At 60.8% G+C, this 25,791-nt stretch carries 24 protein-coding genes and 1 pseudogene; 13 read left to right on the top strand and 12 right to left on the bottom strand.

Features of this window, described 5'->3' with window-relative positions:
- Positions 1-9: 9 nt before the first annotated feature.
- From H7C86_RS31160 to H7C86_RS31170, 3 genes are all read right to left on the bottom strand, one after another.
- A complete protein-coding gene (locus H7C86_RS31160) occupies positions 10-771 on the bottom strand; it encodes a pentapeptide repeat-containing protein (RefSeq protein WP_021333876.1) in 762 nt (253 codons plus the stop codon).
- Positions 772-1,014: 243 nt separating this feature from the next.
- The gene (locus H7C86_RS31165; RefSeq protein ID WP_225320302.1) at positions 1,015-1,833 is read right to left on the bottom strand and encodes a peptidoglycan DD-metalloendopeptidase family protein; all 819 of its coding nucleotides are present in this window, start codon (positions 1,831-1,833) and stop codon (positions 1,015-1,017) included.
- A gap of 697 nt (positions 1,834-2,530) precedes the next feature.
- A complete protein-coding gene (locus H7C86_RS31170; RefSeq protein WP_020906521.1) occupies positions 2,531-4,228 on the bottom strand; it encodes a 3-ketosteroid-delta-1-dehydrogenase in 1,698 nt (565 codons plus the stop codon).
- Between the two features lie 187 nt (positions 4,229-4,415).
- On the opposite strand from H7C86_RS31170, the gene H7C86_RS31175 reads away from it, so the two are divergent.
- The 5 genes from H7C86_RS31175 (at position 4,416) to H7C86_RS31195 (ending at position 8,825) form a co-directional block, all read left to right on the top strand.
- The gene (locus tag H7C86_RS31175) at positions 4,416-4,808 is read left to right on the top strand and encodes a hypothetical protein (RefSeq protein WP_019747507.1); all 393 of its coding nucleotides are present in this window, start codon (positions 4,416-4,418) and stop codon (positions 4,806-4,808) included.
- Between the two features lie 15 nt (positions 4,809-4,823).
- Complete coding sequence (locus H7C86_RS31180) at positions 4,824-5,372, top strand: hypothetical protein (protein WP_092764895.1); 549 nt, start codon at positions 4,824-4,826, stop codon at positions 5,370-5,372.
- Between the two features lie 122 nt (positions 5,373-5,494).
- The gene (locus H7C86_RS31185; protein WP_182262922.1) at positions 5,495-6,889 is read left to right on the top strand and encodes an FAD-binding oxidoreductase; all 1,395 of its coding nucleotides are present in this window, start codon (positions 5,495-5,497) and stop codon (positions 6,887-6,889) included.
- A gap of 164 nt (positions 6,890-7,053) precedes the next feature.
- A complete protein-coding gene (locus tag H7C86_RS31190) occupies positions 7,054-7,476 on the top strand; it encodes a hypothetical protein (protein ID WP_029537826.1) in 423 nt (140 codons plus the stop codon).
- A 98-nt stretch (positions 7,477-7,574) separates the two neighbouring features.
- On the top strand, positions 7,575-8,825 hold the full coding sequence (locus tag H7C86_RS31195; protein WP_019747511.1) for an amidohydrolase: 1,251 nt from the start codon (positions 7,575-7,577) through the stop codon (positions 8,823-8,825).
- Positions 8,826-8,882: 57 nt separating this feature from the next.
- Here the strand turns inward: H7C86_RS31195 and H7C86_RS31200 are convergent.
- Positions 8,883-10,067 (bottom strand): annotated as a pseudogene (locus H7C86_RS31200) (MFS transporter); the annotation flags it as partial.
- A gap of 49 nt (positions 10,068-10,116) precedes the next feature.
- Here H7C86_RS31200 and H7C86_RS31205 point away from each other — a divergent pair.
- Both H7C86_RS31205 and H7C86_RS31210 read left to right on the top strand, forming a co-directional pair.
- Positions 10,117-10,566 (top strand): helix-turn-helix domain-containing protein, encoded by a 450-nt coding sequence (locus tag H7C86_RS31205; protein ID WP_029537829.1) that lies wholly within the window; start codon positions 10,117-10,119, stop codon positions 10,564-10,566.
- A gap of 23 nt (positions 10,567-10,589) precedes the next feature.
- Positions 10,590-11,192 (top strand): hypothetical protein, encoded by a 603-nt coding sequence (locus tag H7C86_RS31210; RefSeq protein WP_019747514.1) that lies wholly within the window; start codon positions 10,590-10,592, stop codon positions 11,190-11,192.
- Between the two features lie 108 nt (positions 11,193-11,300).
- Here H7C86_RS31210 and H7C86_RS37905 read toward each other — a convergent pair whose 3' ends face one another.
- Entirely contained in the window at positions 11,301-11,864 is a 564-nt protein-coding gene (locus H7C86_RS37905; protein ID WP_306305299.1) for an RGCVC family protein, read from the bottom strand.
- On the opposite strand from H7C86_RS37905, the gene H7C86_RS31215 reads away from it, so the two are divergent.
- The 3 genes from H7C86_RS31215 to H7C86_RS31225 all read left to right on the top strand — a co-directional run bounded on the left by H7C86_RS31215 (position 11,761) and on the right by H7C86_RS31225 (position 14,760).
- On the top strand, positions 11,761-12,105 hold the full coding sequence (locus tag H7C86_RS31215; protein ID WP_019747516.1) for a nitroreductase/quinone reductase family protein: 345 nt from the start codon (positions 11,761-11,763) through the stop codon (positions 12,103-12,105). The genes H7C86_RS37905 and H7C86_RS31215 overlap by 104 nt on opposite strands.
- Positions 12,106-12,338: 233 nt before the next feature.
- The gene (locus tag H7C86_RS31220) at positions 12,339-13,070 is read left to right on the top strand and encodes a response regulator transcription factor (RefSeq protein WP_037120143.1); all 732 of its coding nucleotides are present in this window, start codon (positions 12,339-12,341) and stop codon (positions 13,068-13,070) included.
- The gene (locus H7C86_RS31225; protein ID WP_182262923.1) at positions 13,060-14,760 is read left to right on the top strand and encodes a GAF domain-containing protein; all 1,701 of its coding nucleotides are present in this window, start codon (positions 13,060-13,062) and stop codon (positions 14,758-14,760) included. Before H7C86_RS31220 ends, H7C86_RS31225 begins: the two co-directional genes overlap by 11 nt.
- A 3-nt stretch (positions 14,761-14,763) precedes the next feature.
- Here the strand turns inward: H7C86_RS31225 and H7C86_RS31230 are convergent, their stop codons facing one another.
- The gene (locus H7C86_RS31230; protein ID WP_020906510.1) at positions 14,764-15,144 is read right to left on the bottom strand and encodes a VOC family protein; all 381 of its coding nucleotides are present in this window, start codon (positions 15,142-15,144) and stop codon (positions 14,764-14,766) included.
- A gap of 198 nt (positions 15,145-15,342) precedes the next feature.
- On the opposite strand from H7C86_RS31230, the gene ctaD reads away from it, so the two are divergent.
- Positions 15,343-17,085, top strand: a complete 1,743-nt coding sequence (ctaD, locus tag H7C86_RS31235) for a cytochrome c oxidase subunit I (protein WP_020906509.1) — start codon at positions 15,343-15,345, stop codon at positions 17,083-17,085.
- Positions 17,086-17,318: 233 nt separating this feature from the next.
- Positions 17,319-18,170, top strand: a complete 852-nt coding sequence (locus H7C86_RS31240) for a universal stress protein (RefSeq protein ID WP_182262924.1) — start codon at positions 17,319-17,321, stop codon at positions 18,168-18,170.
- A 17-nt stretch (positions 18,171-18,187) separates the two neighbouring features.
- Here the strand turns inward: H7C86_RS31240 and H7C86_RS31245 are convergent, their stop codons facing one another.
- From H7C86_RS31245 to H7C86_RS31260, 4 genes are all read right to left on the bottom strand, one after another.
- A complete protein-coding gene (locus H7C86_RS31245; RefSeq protein ID WP_019747522.1) occupies positions 18,188-18,325 on the bottom strand; it encodes a hypothetical protein in 138 nt (45 codons plus the stop codon).
- A gap of 87 nt (positions 18,326-18,412) precedes the next feature.
- The gene (gene katG, locus H7C86_RS31250) at positions 18,413-20,635 is read right to left on the bottom strand and encodes a catalase/peroxidase HPI (protein WP_182262925.1); all 2,223 of its coding nucleotides are present in this window, start codon (positions 20,633-20,635) and stop codon (positions 18,413-18,415) included.
- Positions 20,636-20,671: 36 nt separating this feature from the next.
- A complete protein-coding gene (locus H7C86_RS31255) occupies positions 20,672-21,115 on the bottom strand; it encodes a Fur family transcriptional regulator (RefSeq protein WP_019747524.1) in 444 nt (147 codons plus the stop codon).
- A 116-nt stretch (positions 21,116-21,231) separates the two neighbouring features.
- The gene (locus H7C86_RS31260) at positions 21,232-21,564 is read right to left on the bottom strand and encodes a hypothetical protein (RefSeq protein ID WP_037119238.1); all 333 of its coding nucleotides are present in this window, start codon (positions 21,562-21,564) and stop codon (positions 21,232-21,234) included.
- A gap of 73 nt (positions 21,565-21,637) precedes the next feature.
- Here H7C86_RS31260 and H7C86_RS31265 point away from each other — a divergent pair, with 73 nt between their 5' ends.
- Entirely contained in the window at positions 21,638-21,946 is a 309-nt protein-coding gene (locus H7C86_RS31265) for an amphi-Trp domain-containing protein (protein ID WP_182262926.1), read from the top strand.
- A 27-nt stretch (positions 21,947-21,973) separates the two neighbouring features.
- On the opposite strand, the gene H7C86_RS31270 is transcribed toward H7C86_RS31265, so the two are convergent.
- Both H7C86_RS31270 and H7C86_RS31275 read right to left on the bottom strand, forming a co-directional pair.
- Positions 21,974-24,271 carry a serine/threonine-protein kinase gene (locus H7C86_RS31270; RefSeq protein WP_182262927.1) on the bottom strand — a complete coding sequence of 766 codons (2,298 nt, stop codon included), beginning with the start codon at positions 24,269-24,271 and terminating at the stop codon, positions 21,974-21,976.
- A gap of 84 nt (positions 24,272-24,355) precedes the next feature.
- Positions 24,356-25,771 (bottom strand): FAD-dependent oxidoreductase, encoded by a 1,416-nt coding sequence (locus tag H7C86_RS31275; RefSeq protein ID WP_182262928.1) that lies wholly within the window; start codon positions 25,769-25,771, stop codon positions 24,356-24,358.
- Positions 25,772-25,791 lie beyond the last annotated feature (20 nt).

Genomic DNA, 25,791 nt, shown 5'->3' on the forward strand with positions numbered 1-25,791 from the left:
CTGCCCCCTTTACGAATCATCCATTTCAGGATCGAGGGCCATACCCTCTGTGTCCCCCACGCCGAGTGCTCGGGCATATCGACCGGCATACCGCTCCAGTGCGACTGCTGAATCAGCCTCACCTGCCCATTGATCCGGAATCGCGGTGCCGTCACATGTTGTTCGCGACACTCGCGCCTCGGAGAACTCGACAGCGGTCCGGGTGAAGGAACACCGCACAAAACTCGTGGCCGCCGAGAATCGTGCGCCGCCGAAAGTGCACTCCACGAAAGAGGTATCGGCGAACTGCGCACCAGGCAGGTCTGTGTCGTCGAATGCACATCGTTCGAACACAGTATTGGGCACGGAGCGGAGCCCGCGTGCTTTGGCTCCAGTGAAATCGCAATCGACCACCCTCGGTCCGAGCGCCAGACGCGAGAGCGTGGCACCCCGGAAACTGCACCGTTCGAATCGGCGATTGAAACGGGGTTGTCCGGTCAGTGCAACGAAATCGAAACGGCAGTCGAATAGTTCGGATTCGAAGACGGAGATCGCACCCCGAGCGAAACTCAGATCAATCCGTTCCAACGTGAGATACCGGATGTCCAATCCACCGCTACCCGCTGTCAGGCCACGCACGTCGATCAGCCCGTCATCGGTCTCCGCCCATGGGGAGACGAGAGTGTGGGGCGGCTTGACGATCCGCGACTGATCGAGCAGCTGCGCCCGTAAATTGTCGACGCCCTCATCTGACCAACGTCGACGTAGGGAGGTGATCGCGGACCGGTTCACGGGCTCAATAGTATCGGCAAGATCCCCCGCGATTGGCCGTGGCTGCCCAAGAAGCGAACCGCCACGCATCAGCACTTCGGTAGGAATCACTTCTCGGAGCGCGCAAACAGCCGGACCGTGAAATGCACGGCCCGGCTGCAGCGCTCACGCGCACCAACTGGAACTCGGAGTTAACTCGGGTACTGGAACCGGTCGTATACGAATCGTTGACTCATCCCAGGATCAGTATCGAATTATCCACTCTCACAGATTGATTACGTCGCCCACAAAGATCTGGTCGGGATCGGCGATCTGTGGATTGATGTCCCACAGCTGCTGCCAGGTGAGACCTCGCTCTGCAGCGAGGTCGAACAACGTATCACCGGCCGCAACGACTACCTCTTCGCCAGACACTGGAGCCTTCGACTCCGGAATGCTCTCTACCGGTGCAGATTCGGCTGCCTCAGAGTAGACAACGGGAACTGGCGCCGGTTCCGGTGCGGATTCGGGTGCTACTTCCGGTGCCGGCACGGGTGCGGGTGCGGGTGCGGGTGCGGGCACGATACTCGACCCGGTATCGCACGCCCCGATCGAACTCAGGAAGGACATGGGATCGACGGCGCCACCACTGTGAATGCGGAGGTGCAGATGTGGACCGGTGGAGCTACCGGTGTTACCCGTTGCCCCGATCTGGTCGCCTACCTCGACGTGCTGCCCCACACCGACCCAGGTTTCGGAGAGGTGGCCCATCTGAATCTGCTCGCCACTGTCCGCTTCCAACTGGATGTACGTTCCGTATCCACCCGGATCATTGGGTCCGGCAACAGAAATCGTGCCCGATGTCGGCGCGTGAAGCGCGGTGCCGACGTTGACAGCGAAGTCGACTCCGTCATGTCCCGCGTGGTACCCCTGCGAAAGTGATCCGCTTACCGGCCACTCCCAACTGCAACTCGCCGACCAGCCCTGCGCACCGGCGGTACCTGCATTGACAACTGCTCCGGCCCCCACAAGGGCGCCCAGTCCTGCAGTTACGGCGATGAATCGTTTTGTGCTGGAAGGCTTGTGTTTTCTGTGCTTACTCATATTTTCCTTGACTGATGTGCTCGGAGCCGGCGCAGGCTCTACCGCCAGACAGCACTCAGTACGTGCTGAGCTACGCGGTGCATCGCACCGAGACTCCGTTGGAGTGAAATTTTCGGATTGCGCCATGGAGAGAAGTACGGTGACCACTCTCGAACGCGATCGCGCGCATAGACCCGCAGGTCTGTATCTCCTGGTGACAGCACAGGAGATACGGGTTTTACATCGAGGCAGTGCCTGAATCGATCGTTGATCGAGGACTACGAATGCCGGACCGAACTGAGGGCATTTCGTTCGAAGATCGACAGGGTGGGTGTCTACCCGGATGGTCGGAAATGGGGTGGAACATGGAGATCCTTGCGTTGCGGATGAGGAATCACCTCATACGCTGTCGCTTCACGACGCTCCACGCCACGGTTGAATTACCTGGGTACGTACCTGTTTTTGCGCTTTCGACCCGACCGGTCGATATCAGGCGCCACTTCATTCCACGGCATCTGGTGAAAAAATCAGTGCCTCACATCACTTCTGGAGACGATACCGCGCCTCGGTCACCCGGCACGTCAGCGTTACCGAGATGGGACATACAGCTGGCATTGCTGCTACACGCCGAACGGGAGACCAGTGCACGTCCGGCATCGGAAACGCGCGCTGATCTCCCGTCAGGTCGATCTACTAGCTAGTGCATCTACGGTTTGAGCTACTTCTCTGCTGCGTGATGGGCCGCGATGTATCCGTAAACCAGCCCCTGGCCGATCGTCGCGCCGGCGCCTGGGTAGGTGTGACCGAATGCGTTGGCCGCGGTATTGCCGATCGCGTACAGGCCGTCGATGACGCTGCCGTCCTCACGAAGCACGCGTGCATGCTCGTCCGCCTGCACACCGCCGCAGGTGCCCAGGTCGCTGAGCGTCATCTTCACCGCATAGAGGGCGCTCTTGTCGAGCTGGCGCAGATTCGGGTTCGGAGACACTGTCGGGTCGCCGTAGTACCGATCGTATGCACTGCCGCCGCGACCGAACTCCGCATCGCTACCTGCAGCAGCGGCCTCGTTGAACTTCTGGAAGGACTCGGCAAACGCATCCTCGGGGAGACCGACCTTTCGGGCGAGTTCGGCCGGACTGCTCGCCTGGTGCGCGATGCCCGACTCGAAGAACGCCTGCGGAAGCGGCTGGCGGGGGAAGATACCGCCTGCGAACACGTAGCTGTTGCGGTACTCCTGGTCGAAAACAAACCACATCGACTCGGCCGGATCGCCAGCCTTTTCCCGTTCGAGCACGCGCTGGCCGAACGACATGTAGTCCGTCGCCTCGTTCACGAATCGACGACCGGTCTGGTCGACGATGAAAGAGCCGGGCAGCGCACGCTCTGCGAGCATCACCATCGGCGGGCGGCCCTTGATGCTTGCCACCGCGGGGAACCACCAGGACTGATCCATCGATCCGATACCTGCACCGAGCTCTTGTGCTGCCTCGATCGCTTCGCCGGTGTTGCCCTCTGCGCCCAGGCTCTCATGCTCACCGAGGCTCTCCGACTGGTACTTGTGGCGCCACTCCATGTTGTGGTCGAACCCGCCGGCTGCCAGGACGACACCGCGCCGAGCGGTCACCGTCACTTCACGTCCGTCTTGCACCACAACTGCACCCGTTACGCGGCCATCTTCGGTGATGAGCCGAACCAACGACGTTTCCGTCCACACCGGGATACCGGCCTGGACCACACCGGCGAACAGTCCGGCGGCGAGCGCCTGACCGCCCGCGATGTATTCACGCTTGAGGACGTACTTGCCGTAAACGCCTTGCGCCAGGCGGCGGATGATGCGGGGAAAAGCCTTGCTCGGCTTCTTCACCATCAGGTTCATCCACTTGTAATCCGCACCCGTCACCGGCATCGGCAGTCCGGCTTCCATCAAACCGGGGCGCAGGCGACCGCGTTCCGCTCCCAGTACCGACGCGTCGAACGGCAGGCACTCGCAGGTACGTCCGGCGGCGCTACCGCCCGGCAGTTCGGGGTGGTAATCGGAGTATTCCTTGGCCCAGAAGAACTTCATGGGCGTCGTGCGGTAGAGCATGTCGACAGTGGCCGCACCGTTGTCGACGAATGCTTCTCCTCGTTGGGCAGGGGCAGTATCACCGACCACCGAACGCACGTATGTCTTCGCTCGCTCAACGGTGTCGCCCGCACCGGCTTTCGCCAAGATCGGGTTGGCAGGCATCCAGAACGCCCCACCGGACCGCGCCGTCGAACCGCCGACGTACTGCGTCTTCTCCACGATCAGCGTGGACAAGCCGAGTTCGTTCGCGGTGAGGGCGGCAGCCATGCCGGTACCGGACCCGATCACCAATAGATCGACAACGATGTCCTTGGCTTGTGTCGCGGGGGGTGCCTGATTCTTAGCCATTGAACAAATCCCTTCACGTGGTTATCGACGTAGAACGCTAAGGCAGTCGCCGCGCAGAAGGTTCCGGATGCCCAGTCAGCGGGACATTGCGAGTGGATTGGCGAAAAACAGCTCCTGCCACGGTTCGGACGTTGTGGCCGTCTCAGCAGAACTACGCCTTGCCCTCGTCGACCTTTAGGCTGCTCTCGTGACGACAGACTCCGGCTTCGGCATCACTGACGAAGCGCTCGGCACCCTTGTCCGCGGGCACTACATCTTGTCTGACGGTGAGCGATTGGACGACGACTACTACAGCCTGACCTGCAACCTCGACGGGCGGGCCGTCGGATTTATCGCCCACTCACTCGAGCCTGACGCCGTACGCGGCATGCTGCCCCGCTTACGCCACGTCTTCGACCAGCACGAGGCTCTTCATCGTCTGGCTGTCGAAGCGATTGTCAACGAATTCAGCGAAGAAGCTCCGTCACGAGGCGAAGTGATCGATGCACTGCGCGATTTGGTGCTCGAGTCCGTCGAGGTCTTTCCCGACAACTGCGATCCTCGTCTCGGACTATCTGCTGATGTTCCTCGGCACCGATGAAGAATAATCATCTACATGAAATGGAACACCCCTACAGAGACCGGCTGGTTCGTGAACCTTGCCGAAGGTGGTTCGGCCGTATCGATATTCGATCCGTCGGGGAGCGTCCAAGGCGAACTGATTCCCGCACCCGACGACGAATTGGAGACCGTTTCCGGCGGGCGGAAGAGGAAATCGTCAACAGCCGAGCAGGATCGACCAAGGCTCACATTCCGCAAGGGCCGACCTGCATCACTTCGATTGTCCGACGGAACGATCGGGACTCTGATCGACCAGAGACCCAAGGCCATGCGCCGCAAGAACAAGCTGTGCGAAGTCGATATCGCGGGCAGAAGATACCTCTTCGTGCATTCATCGGGCCGAAAGGCAACAGCCCGACGTGACGGAATCGCATTGGCTCACATGGAACGTGGGCGATGGTCCGGTAGAAGTATCGTCACCAGAAGAACCCTCACGGCAACGGACACCCTTGACGAGTGTGTCCTGACTCTGTTTCAGAAGGTAGTGACACCTGGACGTACCGGCGCCTTCGATCAGGTACTGACCGACCTCAGCAACATATGACGTACGCCACATTCGGTGGATCTCAACCGCACTCGAGATACTAACTTTCAACTCTTAGGTCCACGGACGTGCCTTGGACACAATGAGTTTCACATCTCGGATCGGAAGGCTGAAGCCAGATCATGGTCAATGTCGATGCTTTGAACACGCTCGCCCAGCGATTGTCGCCGGGTGCGATGATCACAGATCCAGATCTACTCCAGTCCTATCGGCAGGACTGGAGTTTCGATCCCGCAGCCGGCACTCCGATCGCCGTCGTACGTGCTTCGACGACGGCAGATGTCCAGGAGACCTTGCGCTTCGCCAACAGTCACAATGTCCCGGTCATTCCACGGGGCGCCGGCACGAGCGTCGTCGGCGGATCCACCGCCGTCGACGGCGCTATCACCCTCAGCCTCGAGCGAATGAAATCTATTCGAGTGGACGTCTCGTCACGAACCGCGATCGTCGAACCAGGGGCAATCACCAATGACGTCAAGGCTGTTGCCGCGCGCGAAGGTTTGTACTATCCACCAGACCCGTCGTCTTATGAAATCTGTTCCATCGGCGGTAATGCCGCCACCAACGCAGGCGGACCGTGCTGCATAAAATACGGCGTCACCAGTGATTACATCCTGGGTATGACGGTTGTGCTGCCTGATGGATCCGTCGCCGAACTGGGCGGAAAACGGATCAAAGACACCCCAGGGCTTGCGTTGACCAAGCTATTCGTCGGCAGTGAAGGAACGCTCGGTGTGATAACCGAACTGACGCTGCGACTCATCCCTCAGCCTCCGACTCCCCACACATTGGTGGCCTTCTTTCCACTCATGGCCGACGCAGTTGCCGCTGCCCGAGATATCACAAGTTCTATACGCCCTTCAGAACTCGAAATCCTCGACAACGCAGCCATCAAGGTGGCGGAAGAATTCCTCAACATGGAACTGGACACCGATGCCGGAGCACTCCTGATCGGGCGATCCGACGCCGGTAACGGCGCAGAGACAGAGATGAAATTGATGAGCACTCTCTGCGAAAAGCATCGAGCCACAGCTACATACGCTACCGACGACCCTCACGAAGGCGAACTGTTCATCCGCCCCCGCTATGCCGTTTACGAAGCCTTCGAGCAGAAAGGGGTGGTCATCGGCGACGACGTCGCGGTACCCATCGACAGACTCCCCGAGCTCACCGACGGTATAGCCGACATCGCGAAGCGCTACAACACCACCATCGTCAGCTACACCCACGCAGCCGACGAGCTCACGCACCCAGTCCTCAACTACCCCATCGGAGACGTGGCCGCCGCTGAATCCGCCTCCGCGGCGCGACAAGAAATCTATCAACTCGTGAGCACTCTGGGCGGATTCGCAGCAACAGAATATGGTGTAGGACAAGATAAACGAGATCGCTTGTCGAACTCGCTCGATCCCGTCGTCAGCAAACTGAACAGGACCATCAAGAACGCTGTCGACCCCAACAACATCTTGAATCCGCGCGTTCTGATCCCCTCGAGCGGTTCGACGGACGGCATCTGAGGCCGCTACAGGTATCGAATAGCGACGAGTACCTGAATTCTCCTGTGCAACCGGATATGGTGAGGCTGCCGTCTTCAATGCGGCGGTGCAAGAAGGGAAATTACGACCAAGACGTTATGTCGGGGAATAAGCAAATCGCCTGGATATGGCTGGAGGCCTCCGTGATGAATCTCGTTCGCCGACTGAGCGTCTGCACATCCGTCGTGATCACGTCGGCTCTGACGTCGGTAGCGCTCGCATCCGCTGCGGTGACCATTCCATTCCAGATCAACCCTGCGCCGTACGGCAACCCGAACGGCAGCTTCGACGCGCCGGCGGTCCGCTGCGTAGCTGTAGTCGGCGAACTACCCGGCACGGTGACGATCACCGGGGGCAAGGAAGACCGCTGGGGATGCCTGCTCTCGTCCGAAGTGCGCTGGCTGAACCTTTCGACCGGGGTCTCCGGCTCCGCTCGTCTCTCGGACGGTCTGAACGGAGTCCCGGCAGGGGCGATCGTGCAGACCGGGACCGGTCAAGTCGCTGTCGCCGTGACGTCTGTGGCCGGATCCATCATCACCCCAGGTGTCGCATCGTTCTACGTGCCGTAGCACCAGAACTCCGCATCGCGGACGCGGTGGGGCCTAAGGTCCTGTTTACCGACCCGTCATCCCGGTTAGCCTGAAAAGACGCTACCGAGAGGACTCTCATGACCTCGTCAGTGCACGAAACGATCGCAGTGGATCTGGATTTGATCGACCTGTACAAAGACCTCCACGGCAACCCGGAACTTGGATTTCACGAGCATCGAACATCCAGTCTGGTGGAAGGACATTTGACAGCACTGGGATTCGACACGACTACCGGCGTCGGGACAACCGGAGTCGTCGGAGTCCTGAAGAACGGAGCGGGCCCCACAGCGCTGCTGCGTGCGGACATGGATGCCCTCCCGGTTCGGGAAGAAACCGGATTGGACTACGCCAGCACCGTGACAACGACCGACGATCAGGGGAAGACCGTCTCGGTCAGCCACGCGTGCGGCCATGACCTGCATACGACCTGCTTACTCGGTGCAGCCCGGATCCTCTCGCAGGACACGACGACCTGGTCCGGCACTCTTGTCCTCGTCTTCCAACCGGCGGAGGAACTTGGCGCGGGTGCGCAAGCCATGGTCGACGACGGACTGTTCGAGCGATTCCCGAAGCCCGACATCGTTCTCGGCCAACACGTATCGCCGCTACCGGCAGGCACGATCGCCGGGCACGCCGGCCCCTCGTATGCGGGATCGGACTCACTTCGTGTGAGACTGGTCGGAAAGGGCGCCCACGGATCTATGCCGGAGAACTCGGTCGATCCCGTGGTCATGGCGGCCGAAACCGTGTTGCGTTTGCAAACTGTCATCTCACGCGAGGTCCCGAGTACTGCAACAGCTGTCCTCACCGTCGGCTCCATCCATGCTGGAGATGCCGCCAACGTCATTCCCGGCGAAGCAGAACTGCAACTCAACATCCGCAGCTACGACGCAGTTGTGCGTCAGCGCATCCTGGATAGCGTCGACCGCATCGTCCAGGGCGAAGCGGCCACCGCCGGCGCTCCCACCCCACCGACCATCACCGAGACGGAGCACTTTCCGATCGTCGTCAATGACCCGGCGGCGCTGGACAAGACACTTGATGCGTTTGCCGAATGGTTGGGGACGAACAAGATTCTCGATCCCGGCGCAGGAGCAGGTAGTGAAGACGTCGGCATTCTCGCGACCAGTGCCGGTGCGCCACTCTCATACTGGTTGTTGGGCGGTACCGACCCTTCACTGTTCACGACAGGTGACATGACCGATCCGGCTTTGCGAACCGTGCCGTCGAACCACTCCCCGCACTACGCTCCCGTGATCGAGCCGACCCTGACCATCGGTGTGAACGCCTTGGTCGTCGCGGCCAGGACGTGGCTCCCAACTCCCTAGGGTGTTGCGGGTCCGCAATCGATCGACCGTCCACACGATCAAGGCTGCAAACGCGTAGGCGCCGCCGAGAATACTTGCAGCGCCCCACCCTGCCGCGTCGAAAACCATAGTGGTGGAAACCGCCCCAGCCGCGCTGCCCAACGAATAGAACACCATGTAACTACCGATGGTCCGCCCGGCCGATTCCGGTTCATCCGCGACGATCAGGTTCTGGCTCGAGACATGAACAGCCTGCACGGCGAAGTCCAACGCAACAACACCGACTACGAGTAACACCAGCGAGTGCGTCGCCTGCGCGTTGAAAACCCACGACAGCAAGAGAACGACCAACGACGCCCCGGTGACGCGTTGGGCTTTGCCTTGATCGGCCCAACGTCCGGCACCGATCGCGCCCAATGCTCCGACCAATCCGGCGATTCCGAAGAGCCCGATCTGTGTGGTCGACAATCGCCACGGCTCCTCGCTCAGTGGTAATGCCATACCGCTCCAGAGCGCACCGAAGGACGCGAACAGGAACAGGGTGATCAGAGCCCTTGTGCGAAATAGTCGGTTCGTAAGAGTCAATGTCACGACCGATCCCATTGCACCCACGTACGAACCCCGATCCGAGTGCGAACGAGGGTCTTTCGGCAGCATCGTCAACGCGAGCGCCGCGATCAGGACCGAAATCAAGGTGGATCCCGCGTAGACAGCCCGCCAGCCTGCCAGATCCGCAACTGCGCCGGCGACAGTCCGAGCGAGGATGATGCCGACGACAACGCCGCTGGTGATCACACCGATGTTTGCGCCCCGCTCATCTGGGTCGCTGATTGCCGCAGCGTAGGCGACTACGACTTGAACGACGACCGAGAACGTGCCTGCGACAGCCATCCCGATCAGCAGTTGCAGATTCGTGGTGGCAAGAGCAACAAGCATCGTTCCTGTTGCAGCAGAGACGATCTGGATTGCGATCAATTTTTTGCGATTCACGAGATCGCTCAGTGGCACCAACACGATCAACCCCACCACGTAACCCATTTGGGCGAGTGCGACTACGAAGCCGAGGCCGGCCGGAGGGATGGAAAGATCTGAACCGATTTGCCCGAGGAGCGGCTGTGCGTAGTAGATATTGGCTACCGAGACACCGCAGAGCACCGCGAGCAACAGGCGAAGTCCACGAGGCATTTTGAACTTGTCCCGTGCGTTCTCGACAGATTGACGTGCAATCACTTCCACCTCAATTTGGTTGCGTTTTGATACCATTTGAAGACTATGTCAATACAGTTTCAAAACGCAACCAATGAGGAACCCGATGCCTGATCGCACGCAATGGACGGACCCGCACTGCCCGACGGCCCGAGCGGCCGACATCATCGGCGACAGATGGTCACTGTTGATCGTGCGAGACGCCTTCGACGGGTCGTCGAGGTTCAGTCAGTTTCAGCGAAACCTGGGCATCGCAAAGAATATCTTGACGGACAGGCTGAAAACCCTTGTCGAGCAAGGAATTTTCGAAGTCCGACCGAACGAGCAAGGTACTCGCAACGAGTACGTCTTGACCGAACGCGGTATGGATCTGTTCATCGTGATCACGAGCCTGCGGCAATGGGGAGAGCGCCACGCCTTCGATGACGGTGAGCCACACTCGATCTTGATCGACGACACCACGGGCGATCCGGTGCCCAGGCTTCGACTGATCAACGCACGGAATTTCGACCTGGACCCGACAAGTACACATGTGGAGAAGGTCGAGGAAGGTTGACCCGCAACTCGCCAGATCGGTAGATGGGCGCACAGGATTCGAAGTTCGCGCATACTCCGATCATGACTGTCGATCTCGAGTTTTCCTGGCCGCAGTTTCTCTGGATTGCATTCATCTTCGTCGGCGTGCCCACAACTATCGGCGCAAGCATCATCTGGACAATCTGGCGTTCGGAACGAAGTGGCGTGGAGCACTCCACGACCGCCCTCGACGCCGGGCGCACGGGATCGGGCCCACTCGGACTGTGGCGCACCGGCCTGTTGGCCTTTGCGCTGGGCTTTCTGTCTTGTGTGGGCTGGCTCAGCTGGTCAGCCGACTACAAAGGCGGATTCCGCGGCCCCGGCCTGCCTGCCCCGACGCAGTTTCCTCCCTGGCAGGTGTTTGCCTGCGGATTAACGGTGATCCTCGCGTGTTTCGTTTCCGCGCATCGGTCGCGATGGATGAAGGCAGGCGGCCTGACTGCAGCTGCCGGCACGGCTGCGGGATTCACCACAGCATTCAGTATCGACGCCAGTACTGATGTCACCGGACAGGCAGGCGTGGGCGTCGCACTGTCCACGATCGGATGGGGCCTCACCCTTACCGCACTGATGCTTCTGCGCGGCAAGTGGTCGCGACGAGAATGAATCTGTTGCTCAGTGCGGTTCACCCGCGGCGCGTTTCAGTGGCGCGGGCAGTGTCGTCGAGGTGGCAGTCGAATCTTGACGAAGGAATTGACGTGATGCCCAGGCGGATCAGTATCGCGAATAGTGCTGCATCTCCTCACGATCGGCAGCGCAGATGCACTTTCGATCGAGACCGCGGTCGGCTGTCACTGCGCAGAACCGAACGCCGAGCGGATCGTGGGATTCCATACTGTGCTGACACGCAGGGCAGATGGACGGCGTTTTCTGATCCGCGTCTGTCGACTCGGCTTGCCCTGGTGCATTCGACACATCGGACGGGTTCGACGCCATACAGGCGCTCCAGTTCTCGGCCGTTCGACCACAGACCGGGTTGGCGTCGAGGACGACATGGCTTGACCGCGCATATACGAATGACCCTCGACGTACCCCCACGCTACTCGCTTCGGCGCACCGGTTTGTACCAATTTCTGCCACGCGACAATCACCGTCGAGCAGGATAGAACTACAGCACGCACCATTTCCGTGCAGCGTTCGAATCCGTGCAGCATCCGAAGCGAAAGGGCTTCTTGTGAACACTTTCCAACGTGTGTCCGCCGCCGTCAACGTAGTGGTCCAACCACTGATCGGCGCTCCGATCGTGGGCAAATTACTCGGCCGTTCAATGACCGTCATCACCTACGTCGGCCGCAAATCGGGACGTACCTTCAGCGCGCCCGTGTCCTACAAAAGAAAAGGCGACCATGTGACGATCGGAGTTGCCATGCCGGACAAGAAAAGCTGGTGGCGCAATTTCTATCCGGAACAAGGCCCCATCGTTCTCCAACTGGACGGTATCGATCGTCCTGGCGAAGCCCTCGCACATCGAAAAGGCAAGGGAGTTTACGTTTCGGTCGAACTCGCGCCTACGGACTGAAACGATCGAAACGGCACCGGCGCAATCACATTCACTTCACACTGATCGCCTAGCCGTACCTCGGTGATCCATATCTCGTCGCGATCGGGACCTTTGACTCTGTGCAATCGACACTCGGTCTCGCACCGTTCGACGCGGGTTTTTGTCGACCGTTTGACGAACAACCCGTCCTTGCCAGTACATTACCGTCCGGTAACATCGATGGCAGGCGCGAGCTGGAAGAGGTGACCACCGTGACGATCGGCATCTATCTGGTCGACGACCACGAGATCGTCCGTCGTGGATTGGCAGACCTGTTGAATCAGGTATCGGGATTCAACGTTGTGGGCGAGGCGTCGTGTGTTCGCGAAGCTTCGGATGGAATACCCGAATGCCGACCCGACGTGGTCGTCATGGACGTCAGACTTCCCGACGGCAACGGTGTGGAACTGTGCCGGGAACTGGCGTCGACCTGTCCGGAAGCGGCCACGCTGATGCTCACGTCGTACTCCGACGACGACGCCCTACTCGACGCCCTGATCGCCGGCGCACGCGGATTCGTCCTCAAGAACATCCGCGGCCACGACCTGGTATCCGCGATCCGTACGGTCGCCACCGGCAAATCGCTGTTGAACACTCAGGCGGTGGTCGGTTTGGTCCGGCGCATCCGATCCGAGCAGGAGTCGGGTACTGCGGCAGCACTGTTGACCGATCAGGAACTGTTGATCTTCGAGTTGATCGGCAAGGGGCTGAGCAATCGAGAGATCAGCACGCACGCGGAACTCTCGGAGAAAACAGTCAAGAACTACGTCTCACGCATCCTCGAAAAACTGGGTCTCGAACGTCGAACTCAGGCTGCAGTTCTGGCGACAAAGCTTCGTGCGGGCACTGCTCACCCGGATCCATCGGGACAGGCGACCACACACCTACTGACGCCGTCCGGTTCACCATTCTCCGCCACTACAGGCACACACCATGCCAGGTAGCCGCGACGCGCTCATGCTCAGCCTTTTCGGCGACATCGCCGGAAGCGCAGAGCTGACTGCCCTCAACCCGACTGCAATTCCCAAGCTGCTCAGTGCCGTATTGACTGTCGGGTCCACCCTCCAACTCGACGAAACGCTGCAACAGATAGTCGATGTCGCAAGACATGTGCTCGAAGCGGACTACGGTGCGCTCGGCGTGAAGTCTCCCGACGGCCGCTTGTCCCGCTTCATCCATTCCGGTTTGAATCAGGGGCAGGTTGCCAAGATCGGGCATCTTCCCGAAGGTCACGGACTGCTGGGCCTGGTCGTTCAAGAACCTTGTCCGGTTCGAACCGACCGAATCGCCTCACACCCGTCCTCGGCGGGGTTTCCAACCAATCACCCACCGATGGACACGTTTCTCGGTGTTCCGATCTTCGTCAGGGGCGAGGTGTTCGGCAGCATCTACCTCGCGGACAGCTCGGAACGGACTGCATTCGACGACCGTGACGAGGCCGTACTCCAGATTCTGGCAAACGCTGCGAGCATCGCCATCGACAATGCGCGTCTGTTCGAGGAATCCCAAACGCGGGAAGCGTGGCTCAAGGCCGTCGCCGCCGTAAACGCACGCCTGCTCAGTGGAGGATCTCGCGACGAGACACTGGCCGAACTGGTTCGCACGACGCGCCGTCTCACCGACGGCAATCTGGTGTGCATAGTTCGCTACGACCTCGGCGAAGGGCCGGGTGTTCACGTCGCAGAATCCCGGACTCGCGGGACGACCGTCTCGGACGGCACAGTTCTCGATCTTTCCGGAACCGTGATCGACGAAGCTGCCCGCAGCCGGCGAACGATTTCCGCCCCCAGCGCCAGTGCTGTTCCGGCACTGCATGTTTCCAGCGAGGAATCCGTCGTCGCACTCCCATTGTCGGGAACCTCGTTCGGCGGCGGCGTCCTCTTCGCATCACGCCGCAGCGATCGTCCGTGGGGCGTCGATGAGATCGAGCAGCTGACGGCAATGGCCGACATCGCCGCTGTCACTGTCGAATTCGCCGAACAGCAACGAAAAGAGCGACTGGTCGACGTCCTCGAAGATCGAGACCGAATCGCGCGTGATCTTCACGACCACGTCATTCAGCAGTTGTTCGCCACCGGATTGAGTTTGCAGGGGGCATTGCAACGTCCCGGCGACGAGGAAACCATTCGCACGGTGTTGGACAACTCCGTTGATCAACTCGATCGAACGGTCCGCGAAATCCGCACCGCAGTCTTCGACCTCCACACGAGCGAGATGTCGACTCCCACAAGCCTGCGACGCCGATTACTCGACGCCGTCAACGGTCTGTCCGGTCACTCGTCGATCACTCCCAGCGTCACTTTCGAGGGGACCATCGACAGTTCCGTCCCGGCTCGACTCGCCCCGCACGCCGAAGCCGTTGTGCGCGAAGGGTTGAGCAATGCTCTGCGGCACGCCCATGCCAACGCCATCGACGTCACCATCCGGGCAACGGAAGATCTTGTCATCAGCATCGTCGACGACGGTGTGGGAATCGACCAGGCAACCAGAATCCACGGTCTCGACAACCTGGCGACCCGCGCTCGTCAGTGCGGCGGCTCGAACAACATCACCAGCGAGAACGGCGTCACCGAATTGGTGTGGCGAGTTCCACTGAGCCCCAGGCGAAGTCCGTTGTCAATCCAGCACGGTTGAGCGTCAGAGCGGATCCAGTTGGGCCTTGAGCAGGCAGAACTCGTTACCTTCTGGATCGGCCAGGACATGCCATTGTTCCTGCCCCGTCTGGCCGATGTCGGCCGGCCGCGCACCAAGACCCAATAGGCGTTCAAGTTCGGCTTCCTGATCGCGGTCGGTGGCGTTGACGTCGATATGCAGGCGGGGCTTACCCTTCTCCGGTTCGTCTCTGCGACTGAGGATGATCGTCGGCTGCGGACCGCCGAACCCTTCGCGCGGGCCGATCTCCAGAGAACCGTCGTGCATTCGATCGAGCACGACGAAGTCCAGGACCTCGCACCAGAACCGCCCCAGAACCTCAGGATCCCGGCAACCGAGCACCAATTCACTGATACGACATGCCATGACAACTCGCTTTCCATCCGCAAGGACAATTGTCTTTCGACCGTACCGGACCACGTGATCTACGCCATGCCGCCCTGTCCGATCCTCGGGACCTTTTCCCCTCGTCCGAGGTCGTGGCCGCCGCGATCATTGCGTTTATGTTCCACAGTCCCAAGAATTCTCGGTATTTCGTCACGTCGATGCGCACAGGCGGCCGTCGTGGTTGATCTCGCGCCCCGGCCGGTCGACGAGGTCGATATCCACGTCGGCGCAACTCCCCGGACCGCTCCGAAGGGTTCGAAACTGGTCGAGATCCTGAGGACCACCGATCACAAGATGATCGGGCTGATGTACATCGTGACATCGTTTGCCTTCTTCCTGATCGGCGGACTGATGGCGCTGCTCATGCGCATGGAATTGACTGTCCCGGGAATGCAATTCCTGTCAAACGAGCAGTACAACCAGCTGTTCACCATGCACGGCACGATCATGCTCTTGCTGTACGCGACCCCGGTCTTCTTCGGATTCGCCAACTACCTCATGCCGCTGCAGATCGGCTCGCCGGACGTGTGTTTCCCGCGGCTCAATGCGTTCAGCTACTGGTTGTATCTCTTCGGCGGCCTGATCGCCTCCGCCGGGTTCGTAACACCCGGTGGTGCAGCAGATTTCGGCTGGACCGCTTACGTGCCGCTCACCAGCGAACTCCACTCCCCCGGTATGGGTGCCGACCTGTGGATCATCGGGCTTACTCTCGGCGGCGTCGGCACCATCCTCGGCGCGGTCAACATCGTTTCGACGATCGTCTGCCTGCGGGCCCCCGGGATGACGATGTTCCGCATGCCGATCTTCACGTGGAATGCGCTGGTCGCCAGCATGCTGATCCTCCTCGTTTTTCCGCTGCTCGCTGCTGCTTTGATCGGGCTGTGGGTGGACCGGCACCTGGGAGCGCATTTGTTCGACCCTGCGACAGGTGGAGTCATGTTGTGGCAGCACCTGTTCTGGTTCTTCGGCCATCCCGAGGTCTACATTCTGGCGCTTCCGTTCTTTGGCATCGTCTCCGAGATCTTCCCTGTCTTCAGCCGCAAGCCGATCTTCGGATACACCGGATTGGTCTACGCAACACTGGGAATTGCAGCTCTGTCGATCGCTGTGTGGGCGCACCACATGTACGCAACCGGCGCCGTTCTCCTCCCCTACTTCTCGTTCATGACCTTCCTGATCGCAGTTCCCACCGGAGTCAAGTTCTTCAACTGGATCGGCACGATGTGGAAGGGGCAGTTGACTTTCGAGTCGCCGATGCTGTTCTCCGTCGGCTTCCTGGTCACATTCCTGTTCGGCGGACTCTCCGGCGTAATTCTCGCAAGCCCGCCCCTGGACTTTCATGTCACCGACTCGTACTTTGTTGTCGCGCATTTCCATTACGTCCTCTTCGGAACAATCGCGTTCGCGACATACGCCGGAATCTATTTCTGGTTCCCGAAAATGACCGGCCGGATGTTGGACGAGAAGCTCGCCAAGATTCACTTCTGGTTGACTCTGATCGGCTTTCACGCGACATTTCTCGTCCAGCATTGGCTCGGCGCTCAGGGTATGCCTCGGCGGTACGCGGATTACCTGCCGTCGGACAATTTCACTCTTCTCAACACGATCTCGACCGTCGGCGCGTTTGTGCTCGGAGCCTCGACGATTCCGTTCATCTGGAACGTTTTCAAGAGCTATCGGTACGGCAGGATCGTGACGGTCGACGATCCCTGGGGATTCGGAAACTCACTCGAATGGGCGACGTCCTGCCCGCCACCACGACACAACTTCACCGAACTCCCCCGAATCCGCAGTGAACGGCCGGCATTCGAACTGCACTACCCCCACATGGTCGAGAGGATGCGCGACGAGGCGCACGTCGGACTGCTTGGCCACAAGCCGGTTTCCACGGTAAGCACAGAGGTGAAACGACATGAATGACGGCACGAAGTATCGAGCTTGGGCGGAAAGTCAGCAAGTTGAACGCCGAGCGAAACCCGGCCATCTCCTGATGCCGTTGCTCGTCCTCATGTTCGCAGTCACGACGCTCGTGTGGTTGCCTCTGACAATTGCCGCTTGCTCGATGGTAGTTGCAGGATTGCTGTTCGGCACTGTCCTGCAAGCCAGTTCGCATTCAACAGAACCTTCGACAGACATAACGCGAGGAGCTCGGAATGACCTCCCAACGTTCGACTGACGTCTTCACCTCGGAGTGGTCCGCAGACGGAGCGGTCGTCGTGTGCATCGATGGATCCCCGCTGCGCACCGACGTGATCACGTGGGCGGCCGAGTTCGCGCATCGCCACAGTCTCTGGATGCGAATAGTTTTCGTAGCTCCGAACACCGCAGATCCGAACACCGGCGACCCGAATACCTCGGCATCACCGACCGGCCTGTTCATGGAAGCCATTCAGATCGCAGAGTCGGTGTCGCCAGATCTTCGGATCCGGACCGATCTGATCTCGGGGGAGAACACCGCAATCCTCACCGCGTTGACGTCCGAGGCCGCCTTGATCGTCAACCCCTTGATCGTCACACCACAGGACGATCTCACTGCACCCGCCCCGGCATGTTCATTCGCAACAGTCGGAACTTCGTGTGAAAGCCAGGCTACGGCTGATCTTCCCGTTGTCGTCGGTTTGGACGGAAGCGCCTACAGCGAAAGCGCTCTGGCCATTGCATTCAAGGAAGCCGAGGCCGCGAACACCGAACTGGTCGTCGTGCACGCTGTCCCGCCGGAGGCCGAGCTGAGTCGAAACTTCGAAGCCGGGCACGCGCCCCAGCATTCGACGCCGCTGACGTGGCAACTGTCAGGTTGGGCCACGCTCTACCCCGGCGTCACCATCCGACAGATCGAGTACGACGGCCCTTCGGTTGCCATTCTGGAACAACTCTCCACCGAAGCAAGGCTTCTCGTCGTGGGCCGGCGCGGCCGAGGTTCGTTCGACGACACCGCTCTCGGCACCACGAGCAGTGCAATGATTCGAAAAGCTCACTGCCCGGTCATCGTTGCGAGCGAAGCCTGAATTGGATCCTCGCTCGGTCAGAACCCGTAACTGTGGATGGGTGCGAGCTGACCGGCGTGGTGGGCTTCGATCACGAAACGCTCGTGGTCGACCAACTTCTCCGGGAGTTCGTCAACCGGCCACCACCGCAGATCTGCAGATTTCAACGGCTCCATCCGGCGTGGTTCACCCGACCACGTGCGGGAAACGACGGCGCCCCGCGAGAACAAAGCTCGCGGGGCGCCGTCGGCTAATCTGCTGAATCAGTTGACGTCGAACCTGTCGAGGTCCATCACCTTGGTCCAGGCGGCAGCGAAGTCCTCGGCGAACTTCTGCTTCGCGTCTTCGCTGGCGTACACCTCGGAGAGTGCGCGCAGTTGCGAATTCGATCCGAAAACAAGGTCGACCGCAGTTGCCGTGTACTTCGGAGCTCCAGTCGCCCGATCAACCCCGTCGTAGACGTTCTCATCCGTCTTCGACGGCTTCCACTCGGTACCCATGTCGAGAAGGTTGACGAAGAAATCGTTGGTCAACGTCTCGGGACGGTCGGTGAACACCCCGTGGCCGGTCTTGCCGAAGTTCGCGTTCAGCGCGCGAAGTCCGCCGACCAGAACTGTCACCTCGGGCGGGGTCAGCGACAGCATGTACGCGCGGTCGACCAACAGAATCTCTGCCGGAATCTTCTCCCCTCCCTTGAGGTAGTTCCGGAATCCGTCGGCCCGGGGTTCGAGTACCTCGAACGAGTCGACGTCTGTCTGCTCCTGAGTCGCATCCGTACGTCCCGGCGTGAACGAGACCGTGATGTCTTGTCCGGCGTTCTTCGCGGCCTGCTCGACTGCCGCTGTACCACCCAGAACGATCAGGTCGGCAAGTGAAACCTTGGCTCCACCAGCCTGGTTGAATTCCTGCTGAACTCGCTCGAGGGTCTGAAGCACCGCGGAGAGGGCTGCGGGCTCGTTGACTTCCCAGTTCTTCTGCGGCTCCAGGCGAATTCGAGCACCGTTGGCGCCGCCGCGCATGTCAGTGCTGCGGAAGCTCGCGGCCGACGCCCACGCGGTCGACACCAACTGTGAGACGGACAGCCCGGAATCGAGAAGTCGACTCTTGAGGATCGCGATGTCCGCGTCCCCGATCAGTTGATCATCGGCCGAGGGAACGGGATCCTGCCACAACTGCGGTTCGGGAACCCACGGTCCCAGGTAGCGCGTGACCGGTCCCATGTCGCGATGCAGGAGCTTGTACCAAGCCTTGGCGAACTCTTCAGCGAATTCTTCGGGATGATCGAGCCAACGCCGTGTGATTTTCTCGTACGTCGGATCCAGGCGTAGGGAGAGGTCGGTGGTCAGCATCGTCGGAGTACGTCCGGCCGACGAATCGAACGGATCCGGGATCGTGCCGGCCCCCGCGCCATCCTTCGGGATCCACTGCCACGCACCCGCCGGGCTCTTGGTCAGCTCCCAGTCGTATCCGTACAGAATCTCCAGGAAAGTGTTGTCCCACTTCGTCGGAGTGGGAGTCCACACGACCTCGAGACCACTGGTGATCGCGTCCTTACCCACGCCCGTACCGAAGGCGCTCTTCCAGCCCAGTCCCTGTTGCTCGACGGGTGCGCCTTCCGGTTCGGGTCCGACGAGGTCGGCCGGACCGGCACCGTGTGTCTTGCCGAAGGTATGGCCGCCGGCGATCAGCGCGGCCGTTTCCACGTCGTTCATCGCCATGCGAGCGAAGGTTTCTCGGATGTCGCGGGCGGCCGCTACCGGGTCCGGTTGTCCGTTGGGTCCTTCGGGATTGACGTAGATCAGGCCCATCTGAACTGCGCCGAGCGGTCCGGACAGTTCACGGTCTCCGCTGTAGCGCTCGTCGCCGAGCCAGGTGTCCTCAGGACCCCAGTAGATCTCCTCGGGCTCCCAGATGTCTTCTCGGCCGAAGCCGAAGCCGAAGGTCTTGAACCCCATCGACTCCAGAGCGCAGTTGCCTGCGAACACCAGCAGGTCGGCCCAGGAAACCTGTTTTCCATACTTCTGCTTGACCGGCCAGAGCAGGCGACGTGCCTTGTCGAGGCTGGCGTTGTCCGGCCAACTGTTGAGCGGGGCGAAACGCTGAGCGCCTTGACCGCCACCGCCGCGGCCGTCTGCGATGCGATAGGTGCCGGCAGCATGCCAGCTCATACGCACGAAGAGTCCGCCGTAGTGTCCGTAGTCGGCCGGCCACCAATCCTGCGACGCCGTCATCAAGGCAATGACGTCACGTTTGAGCGCCTCGACGTCGAGCTTGGCGAATTCCTGCGCATAATCGAAGTCGGCTCCCATCGGATTCGACTTGGACGAATGCGCATGCAAGACAGAGAGATCCGGCTGATTCGGCCACCAGTCCCGGTTGGTTCTCGGACGATTCCCGGTCGGTGTCGGAGACGGGATCGCGGGGTTTTCACTTTCGCTGGTGCTCGCGGTGTTTCCATCGTGAGCAACCGGGCAACTATCGGACACGGTAATCCCTCCATGAGCGAGTAGAACGGACTTCGATCACGGGTGTGATCGCAAACTCTGAGTTGTCGAACAGTCGGCACACAGGCCCCAGTAGATGACCTCGGCTTCATCGAGGACGAAGCCGTTGTGCGCCGACGGCGTCAAGCACGGTGCCTCTCCGACTGCACAGTCGACATCTGCAACGGCCCCGCAGGACCGGCAGACGACGTGATGGTGGTTGTCACCGACGCGAGACTCGTACAGCGCCACCGATCCGGACGGTTGGATCCGCCTGATCAGCCCGGCGTCGGTGAGAGCGTGCAACACGTCGTAGACCGCCTGCCGCGACACCCCTGGCAGAACAGCCCGCACAGCATCGAAGACAGTCTCGGTGGCTGCGTGTGGGCGTGCATGCACAACCTCAAGCACCGTGACTCTGGGACGAGTCACGCGAAGCTCAGCGTTACGCAGTTGGGCTGCATAATCCGGCGTCGAAGGCACCTTTCCACTATTGCGCAATCTTCTGGACTGAACCCAGACTTTCGCGAAAATCCTCGCCTACGCGGATTTGCCGACCGATTCGTCAGCGCTCCGAACAGGACGAACGGGCCCGGGAATCATGGGAGATGAACTGGGGGTAGGTCTTGTTGCGCCAGTCGCAGTTCAGCGGCGGCGATGACGCCGGGGAAGTAGTAGTGCCCCTCCGGCGACTGAACAAGAGATGCAGCGTCGATACCGTCGACTTCCCATACGTCAACCGCGCCGCCGGTGTTGTTCATTCTGACAAACCAGTCCCGTTCGCCCTCGTCGCTGGCGAGGAAGCATCCCTCCTGCTCTGCTCGTAGACTTCCTGCGATTCCGCGAGCTGAGCCCATTCGGCGCCAGTCCAATCCATACCGCTGGATCGACGCACGGTTCAAGGCGGAGGTGACGTGGTAGCGGGTCGACATCGTCCAAAGGTAACAATCTTCCGTTTGTTCCAACTACGGTGAAGGGGAGAATCCGCCGAGGTCAGGAGTGATCGTGCCCAAATTGGAGATCAAGAGGAAGTCACACCTCTCACGGCAGGACGTCGCCGACCGACTCATCGCCCTCGGCCAGGCCCTCGCCAGTGGATCGGAAGTGGAACTGGGGTCGGGTGGGGACTCGATCGAAATCAGTGTTCCGGAACAGGTTCGGTGGGAACTCGAGATCGAAGTCGACGGCAACGAGGTCGAGATAGAAATCGAGATTCACTGGCGCGACGACCCTCAGGAAGAATCAGAAGAGAAGTCTCCGCCGCCCACCAAAGCAGTTCGTCGCAGCCGACCGCGCAAGAGCACTGCCAAATAGGCCAACCCGGATGCGGTTGTCAGGCAATTACGGAGACGCCGACACCTCGAGAGACACAACGCGCAGCAGTGCTCGGAGATCACTTTCGATCCGTCGAAACAGTTGATACACAACGATGAAGCCCGCGATCCCGCCCAGACACAGCGCACGGACGGTTGCGTTGAGTTCCTCCCCGGCCCCGGAACCGACAAAACTGAGTCCCGCGATTCCCACCAGCGGAACCGACGCCGCGACTGCGAGGTAACGCGTGCTGCTCCGACCCAACGAGCGAATATCGCGTCCGTCGTCGCTTCGTAACTCGCCGTGTGACAACAAGATCGGATACAGACATCGAACCGAGTAGTACGTCAGGATGAAGAACGGATACGCGACTGCGACGGCGCCGCACACCGCCAGCGACGACATCAGGTGCACGTACGCTCGTTGCGGAATACCTCCGGCGGCAATCTGCAACGCAACTGGATATGCGATACCGGCCAGGACCCACAGACCGAATGCGATCACCACCGCGCGGTGTCCGACGTTCAGCGTCGCGGTACGCGCTTTGTTCAAGACCTCCGCGTTGTACGTCTGACCGTGACGCAGTCCGTGAGGCACAGTGAGCGCAAGCCGGCACCAATACAGGATCGCCGCGGCACCGAGCGAGAACGCGGCCACCCCGATGACCAGATGAACCTGCTCGAGGTGCTGCTGAGCCTGCGGCGAGAGTCCCGAGATGATCAGCATCTTGTTGTAGTAGTAGTTGTAGCCCGCCGCCAGGAGATTCGGAATTCCGATCGCGGCCAGAAGAATCGGCAGTGCCCACTTCCACAACGTCGAACGCGGGCTCCCTTCCGGTGGGTCCACCAGGTTCCGGGCAGACCGGTCCAGACACAGTGCGAACTGACGGGCAAGCTTTCGTCCGCCAGACCACCTTCCGTCTCTCTCGGGCGAAAGAGACTTCACCAGTACTCGGCGCAGCGCCGGCGGGCAGTCGTCCGGTAACCGGGCCTCGGCCGCGGGATCCACTCCACGCCGGCGTGCCTCGAGCGCCTTCTTGGGCGACGGTGGGTTCTGCCCCGTGCCGTCGTCCGTGAAAGGCCTACTCCCGGTGAGGAGTTCCCACAGCATCACGCCGAGTGCATAGATGTCGCTACGGGTGTCGAGTGTGCCGGGAGACCCCACGGCACAGGCCTCCAACTGCTCTGGAGACATGTAGGCAAGCGAGCCTCCGACAAAGCAGGCAGCATCCTCGGTCGAAACCTCCTCGCTCGAACTGACGTTGAAATCGGCGAGTTTGGGAATGCCTTCGACACTGAGAAGTACGTTCGCCGGCTTGATGTCCCGATGTAGTACGCCGTGCTCACGCGCGTACTCGAGGGCGTCGGCCAGTCTCATTCCCATCCAGGCCACGGTCTCCGGCCACGACATCGCTGCGATCTCGTTACGTAAACTCGTCTCGCTCGGTTTCATCTCCCCCTTCTTCGCCAGGGTCTGATCGATGGCATCGAGAAGTAGTTGTCCGGACCGCTGAGCCTGCGGTGTCACGCGGACAAGTTTGACCACGTCGAGCAAGGTCCCGCCTGGCACGTATTCCATGAACAGAACTCGCAGTGCGCGTTCCTCGAGCAGTCGTTGATCGAAGACGCGAACGATGTTGGGATGGTCGAGTTGGGCGAGAGTCTGCGGCTCGACCCCGACGTTGCGCGAGATTTTCAACGCAACCCACCGCTGCATCGACAGTTGCCGTGCCAGGAACACTCGGGCGAATGCACCGTGCCCGAGTTCCAACACCAGTTCGAAATCATCGAGGCGCTGTCCGATCTCGAACTCGTCGAAACCCGAGAGCCCCAACATCATCACGTCTTCGCGGCGGGCCATCGAATCACGGTCGAACAACCGCTCGAAACCCTCTGCCTGCAAAGGGAACTCGCTGAGGTACTCGGCCGCTACGACATCCTCCCCGCCCTGCTTCCGCAGCCGGAACTCCTCGTACAGAAGCTCGGCCGGTAGTGGCTCTTCGAGCAATTCCGGGTACTCGGCGCAATACTCCGTGAGTCGTTTCGGACCGTCATTCTTCAGCCAGCGGTACTCCATGTCGATTCCGACCAGTTCGATCAGCGCGCCCCGACGAATCTTGGCTGGATCGGGCAGATATTCACTCAGGTCGGACGGGGTTCGTCCCGCCTCCCAGTCCCCGACCAGGCGCCCGAGACCGTCGGCATCGTTCGATTCGCCGCGTACTACCGGCAGTGCGGACAGGCGCAACTCGGTGACGGTGCCCCGTTCGGTCAGGGGCCCGCTCGCGACTGTCGCGTCACTGGCCTGCGCACCACGTTCATTCATGAGTTCTGCTCCGCACCTCGAGCACGATGAATCGAGGCGACTCATTTCAGCGTAACCCCGGCGGTACCTCTGACCCCAGCGAATCTATTCGGCGTGAACTGCCGACTTCGTGCCGATACGAACGAGTTCTTCGCGGTCACCGATCTTGACGCGTGGACGTCCGTGCTCGACACCGAGGTCCTTTTCGGCGGCATCGATACGAAGCCAGCCTTCCCAATCGACGGGAAACAGATCGCCGGCCGCGAGGACCTCCTCGATCCGGTTGCGATCTGCTCGGCGCCCGCCGAACGAATCCAGCTGGTGCAGCAGCGTTTCGACTGTTTGGCGAGCGTCGGGCCGCGCCGCACCGATCAGCCCCGCGGCACCGCGCTTCATCCAACCGGTCACGAACAAGCCCGCGATCGGTAGACCGCTCTCGTCGACCACCGCGCCGCTCCGGTGCGAAACTATGCCGCGCCCGTGATCGAAGGGCACCCCGGCAAGTGGCGTGCCGAGGAATCCGATTGCCCGGTATACAGCTTGAACCGGATAGTCGGTACAGACACCCGAAGCGGTGACGTGACCGTAGCCGTCGGGATCAGTCCGCTCGACGCGGAGTGCCTCGACTTTCCCGTTACCGAGAATCTCCACGGGCTGTCGGTAGAAGTGCAGGTGAACTCGACGCTGGGCAGTTCGGTCGGCAGGCGCAGTGCCCGCGAAACCACGGAGTGTCTCGACTGCCAGTCGGGTGTGCACCAACTGTTTTGTCATCCGCTCGATATGCCGGTCCGGCGCGACATCGGCAGCATCGACGACAACATCTACGCCGGGTAGTTCACCGAGAGCGCGCAACTCGTTCGGGGAGAAGCGAGCGTCGGCGGGTCCGCGCCGGACAAAGATGTCTACTTCACGAACGCGACTGCCGGCGATCCCTTCCCGAACTTCGTCGGAGACGTCCGTGGCCTGCAGCGGTTGCGCCTCGGCGAGGAGCATCCGCGTGACATCGAGCGCGACGTTGCCGCCGCCGATCACTGCCACCGACTCGGCGTGCAGGGGCCAATGTTGCGGGGCGTCGGGGTGATCGTTGTACCAACCGACAAAATCGGCGGCCCCGAATGAACCGGGAAGCTCGACGCCTGGAATGTCGAGTAGTGCATCCCGCGGCGCACCGGTTGCAATGATCACCGCGTCGTAGGAAGAACGTAGGTCCTCGACGGAAAGGTCCTTTCCGATCTCTACGTTGCAGAACAGCCGGAAGTCACTGGCGACCAGCACGGTGTGCAGAGAATCGACGAACTTTTCGGACTCGGCGTGCCCTGGGGCGAGACCGTAGCGCACGAGTCCGTACGGCGTCGGTAGACGCTCGAACATGTCTATCTTGGTGCCAGGAGCCAGGTCAGCGAGAGCGCCGGCAGCGTGGATTCCCGCCGGCCCTGCTCCGACGATCGCGACCCTGAGCGGTGGTGAGAAAATCCGGGGCGCCGCCGGCGGGGATACCGCTGAACCTCTAGCGTTGATCATGCCCCGAGGCTAGGACCTCA

It is taken from the genome of Rhodococcus sp. UFZ-B548 (genome assembly GCF_903819475.1).
Taxonomy (GTDB): domain Bacteria; phylum Actinomycetota; class Actinomycetes; order Mycobacteriales; family Mycobacteriaceae; genus Rhodococcus_F; species Rhodococcus_F erythropolis.

Coding starts and splice junctions, on each gene's coding strand:
- H7C86_RS31165 (WP_225320302.1), bottom strand. CDS start 1,833: ATGAGTAAGCACAGAAAACACAAGCCTTCCAGCACAAAACGATTCATC.
- H7C86_RS31170 (WP_020906521.1), bottom strand. CDS start 4,228: ATGGCTAAGAATCAGGCACCCCCCGCGACACAAGCCAAGGACATCGTT.
- H7C86_RS31180 (WP_092764895.1), top strand. CDS start 4,824: ATGAAATGGAACACCCCTACAGAGACCGGCTGGTTCGTGAACCTTGCC.
- H7C86_RS31185 (WP_182262922.1), top strand. CDS start 5,495: ATGGTCAATGTCGATGCTTTGAACACGCTCGCCCAGCGATTGTCGCCG.
- H7C86_RS31190 (WP_029537826.1), top strand. CDS start 7,054: ATGAATCTCGTTCGCCGACTGAGCGTCTGCACATCCGTCGTGATCACG.
- H7C86_RS31195 (WP_019747511.1), top strand. CDS start 7,575: ATGACCTCGTCAGTGCACGAAACGATCGCAGTGGATCTGGATTTGATC.
- H7C86_RS31205 (WP_029537829.1), top strand. CDS start 10,117: ATGCCTGATCGCACGCAATGGACGGACCCGCACTGCCCGACGGCCCGA.
- H7C86_RS31210 (WP_019747514.1), top strand. CDS start 10,590: ATGGGCGCACAGGATTCGAAGTTCGCGCATACTCCGATCATGACTGTC.
- H7C86_RS37905 (WP_306305299.1), bottom strand. CDS start 11,864: ATGACGGTCATTGAACGGCCGAGTAATTTGCCCACGATCGGAGCGCCG.
- H7C86_RS31225 (WP_182262923.1), top strand. CDS start 13,060: ATGCCAGGTAGCCGCGACGCGCTCATGCTCAGCCTTTTCGGCGACATC.
- H7C86_RS31230 (WP_020906510.1), bottom strand. CDS start 15,144: ATGGCATGTCGTATCAGTGAATTGGTGCTCGGTTGCCGGGATCCTGAG.
- H7C86_RS31240 (WP_182262924.1), top strand. CDS start 17,319: ATGACCTCCCAACGTTCGACTGACGTCTTCACCTCGGAGTGGTCCGCA.
- H7C86_RS31245 (WP_019747522.1), bottom strand. CDS start 18,325: ATGGAGCCGTTGAAATCTGCAGATCTGCGGTGGTGGCCGGTTGACGAA.
- H7C86_RS31260 (WP_037119238.1), bottom strand. CDS start 21,564: ATGTCGACCCGCTACCACGTCACCTCCGCCTTGAACCGTGCGTCGATC.
- H7C86_RS31270 (WP_182262927.1), bottom strand. CDS start 24,271: ATGAATGAACGTGGTGCGCAGGCCAGTGACGCGACAGTCGCGAGCGGG.
- H7C86_RS31275 (WP_182262928.1), bottom strand. CDS start 25,771: ATGATCAACGCTAGAGGTTCAGCGGTATCCCCGCCGGCGGCGCCCCGG.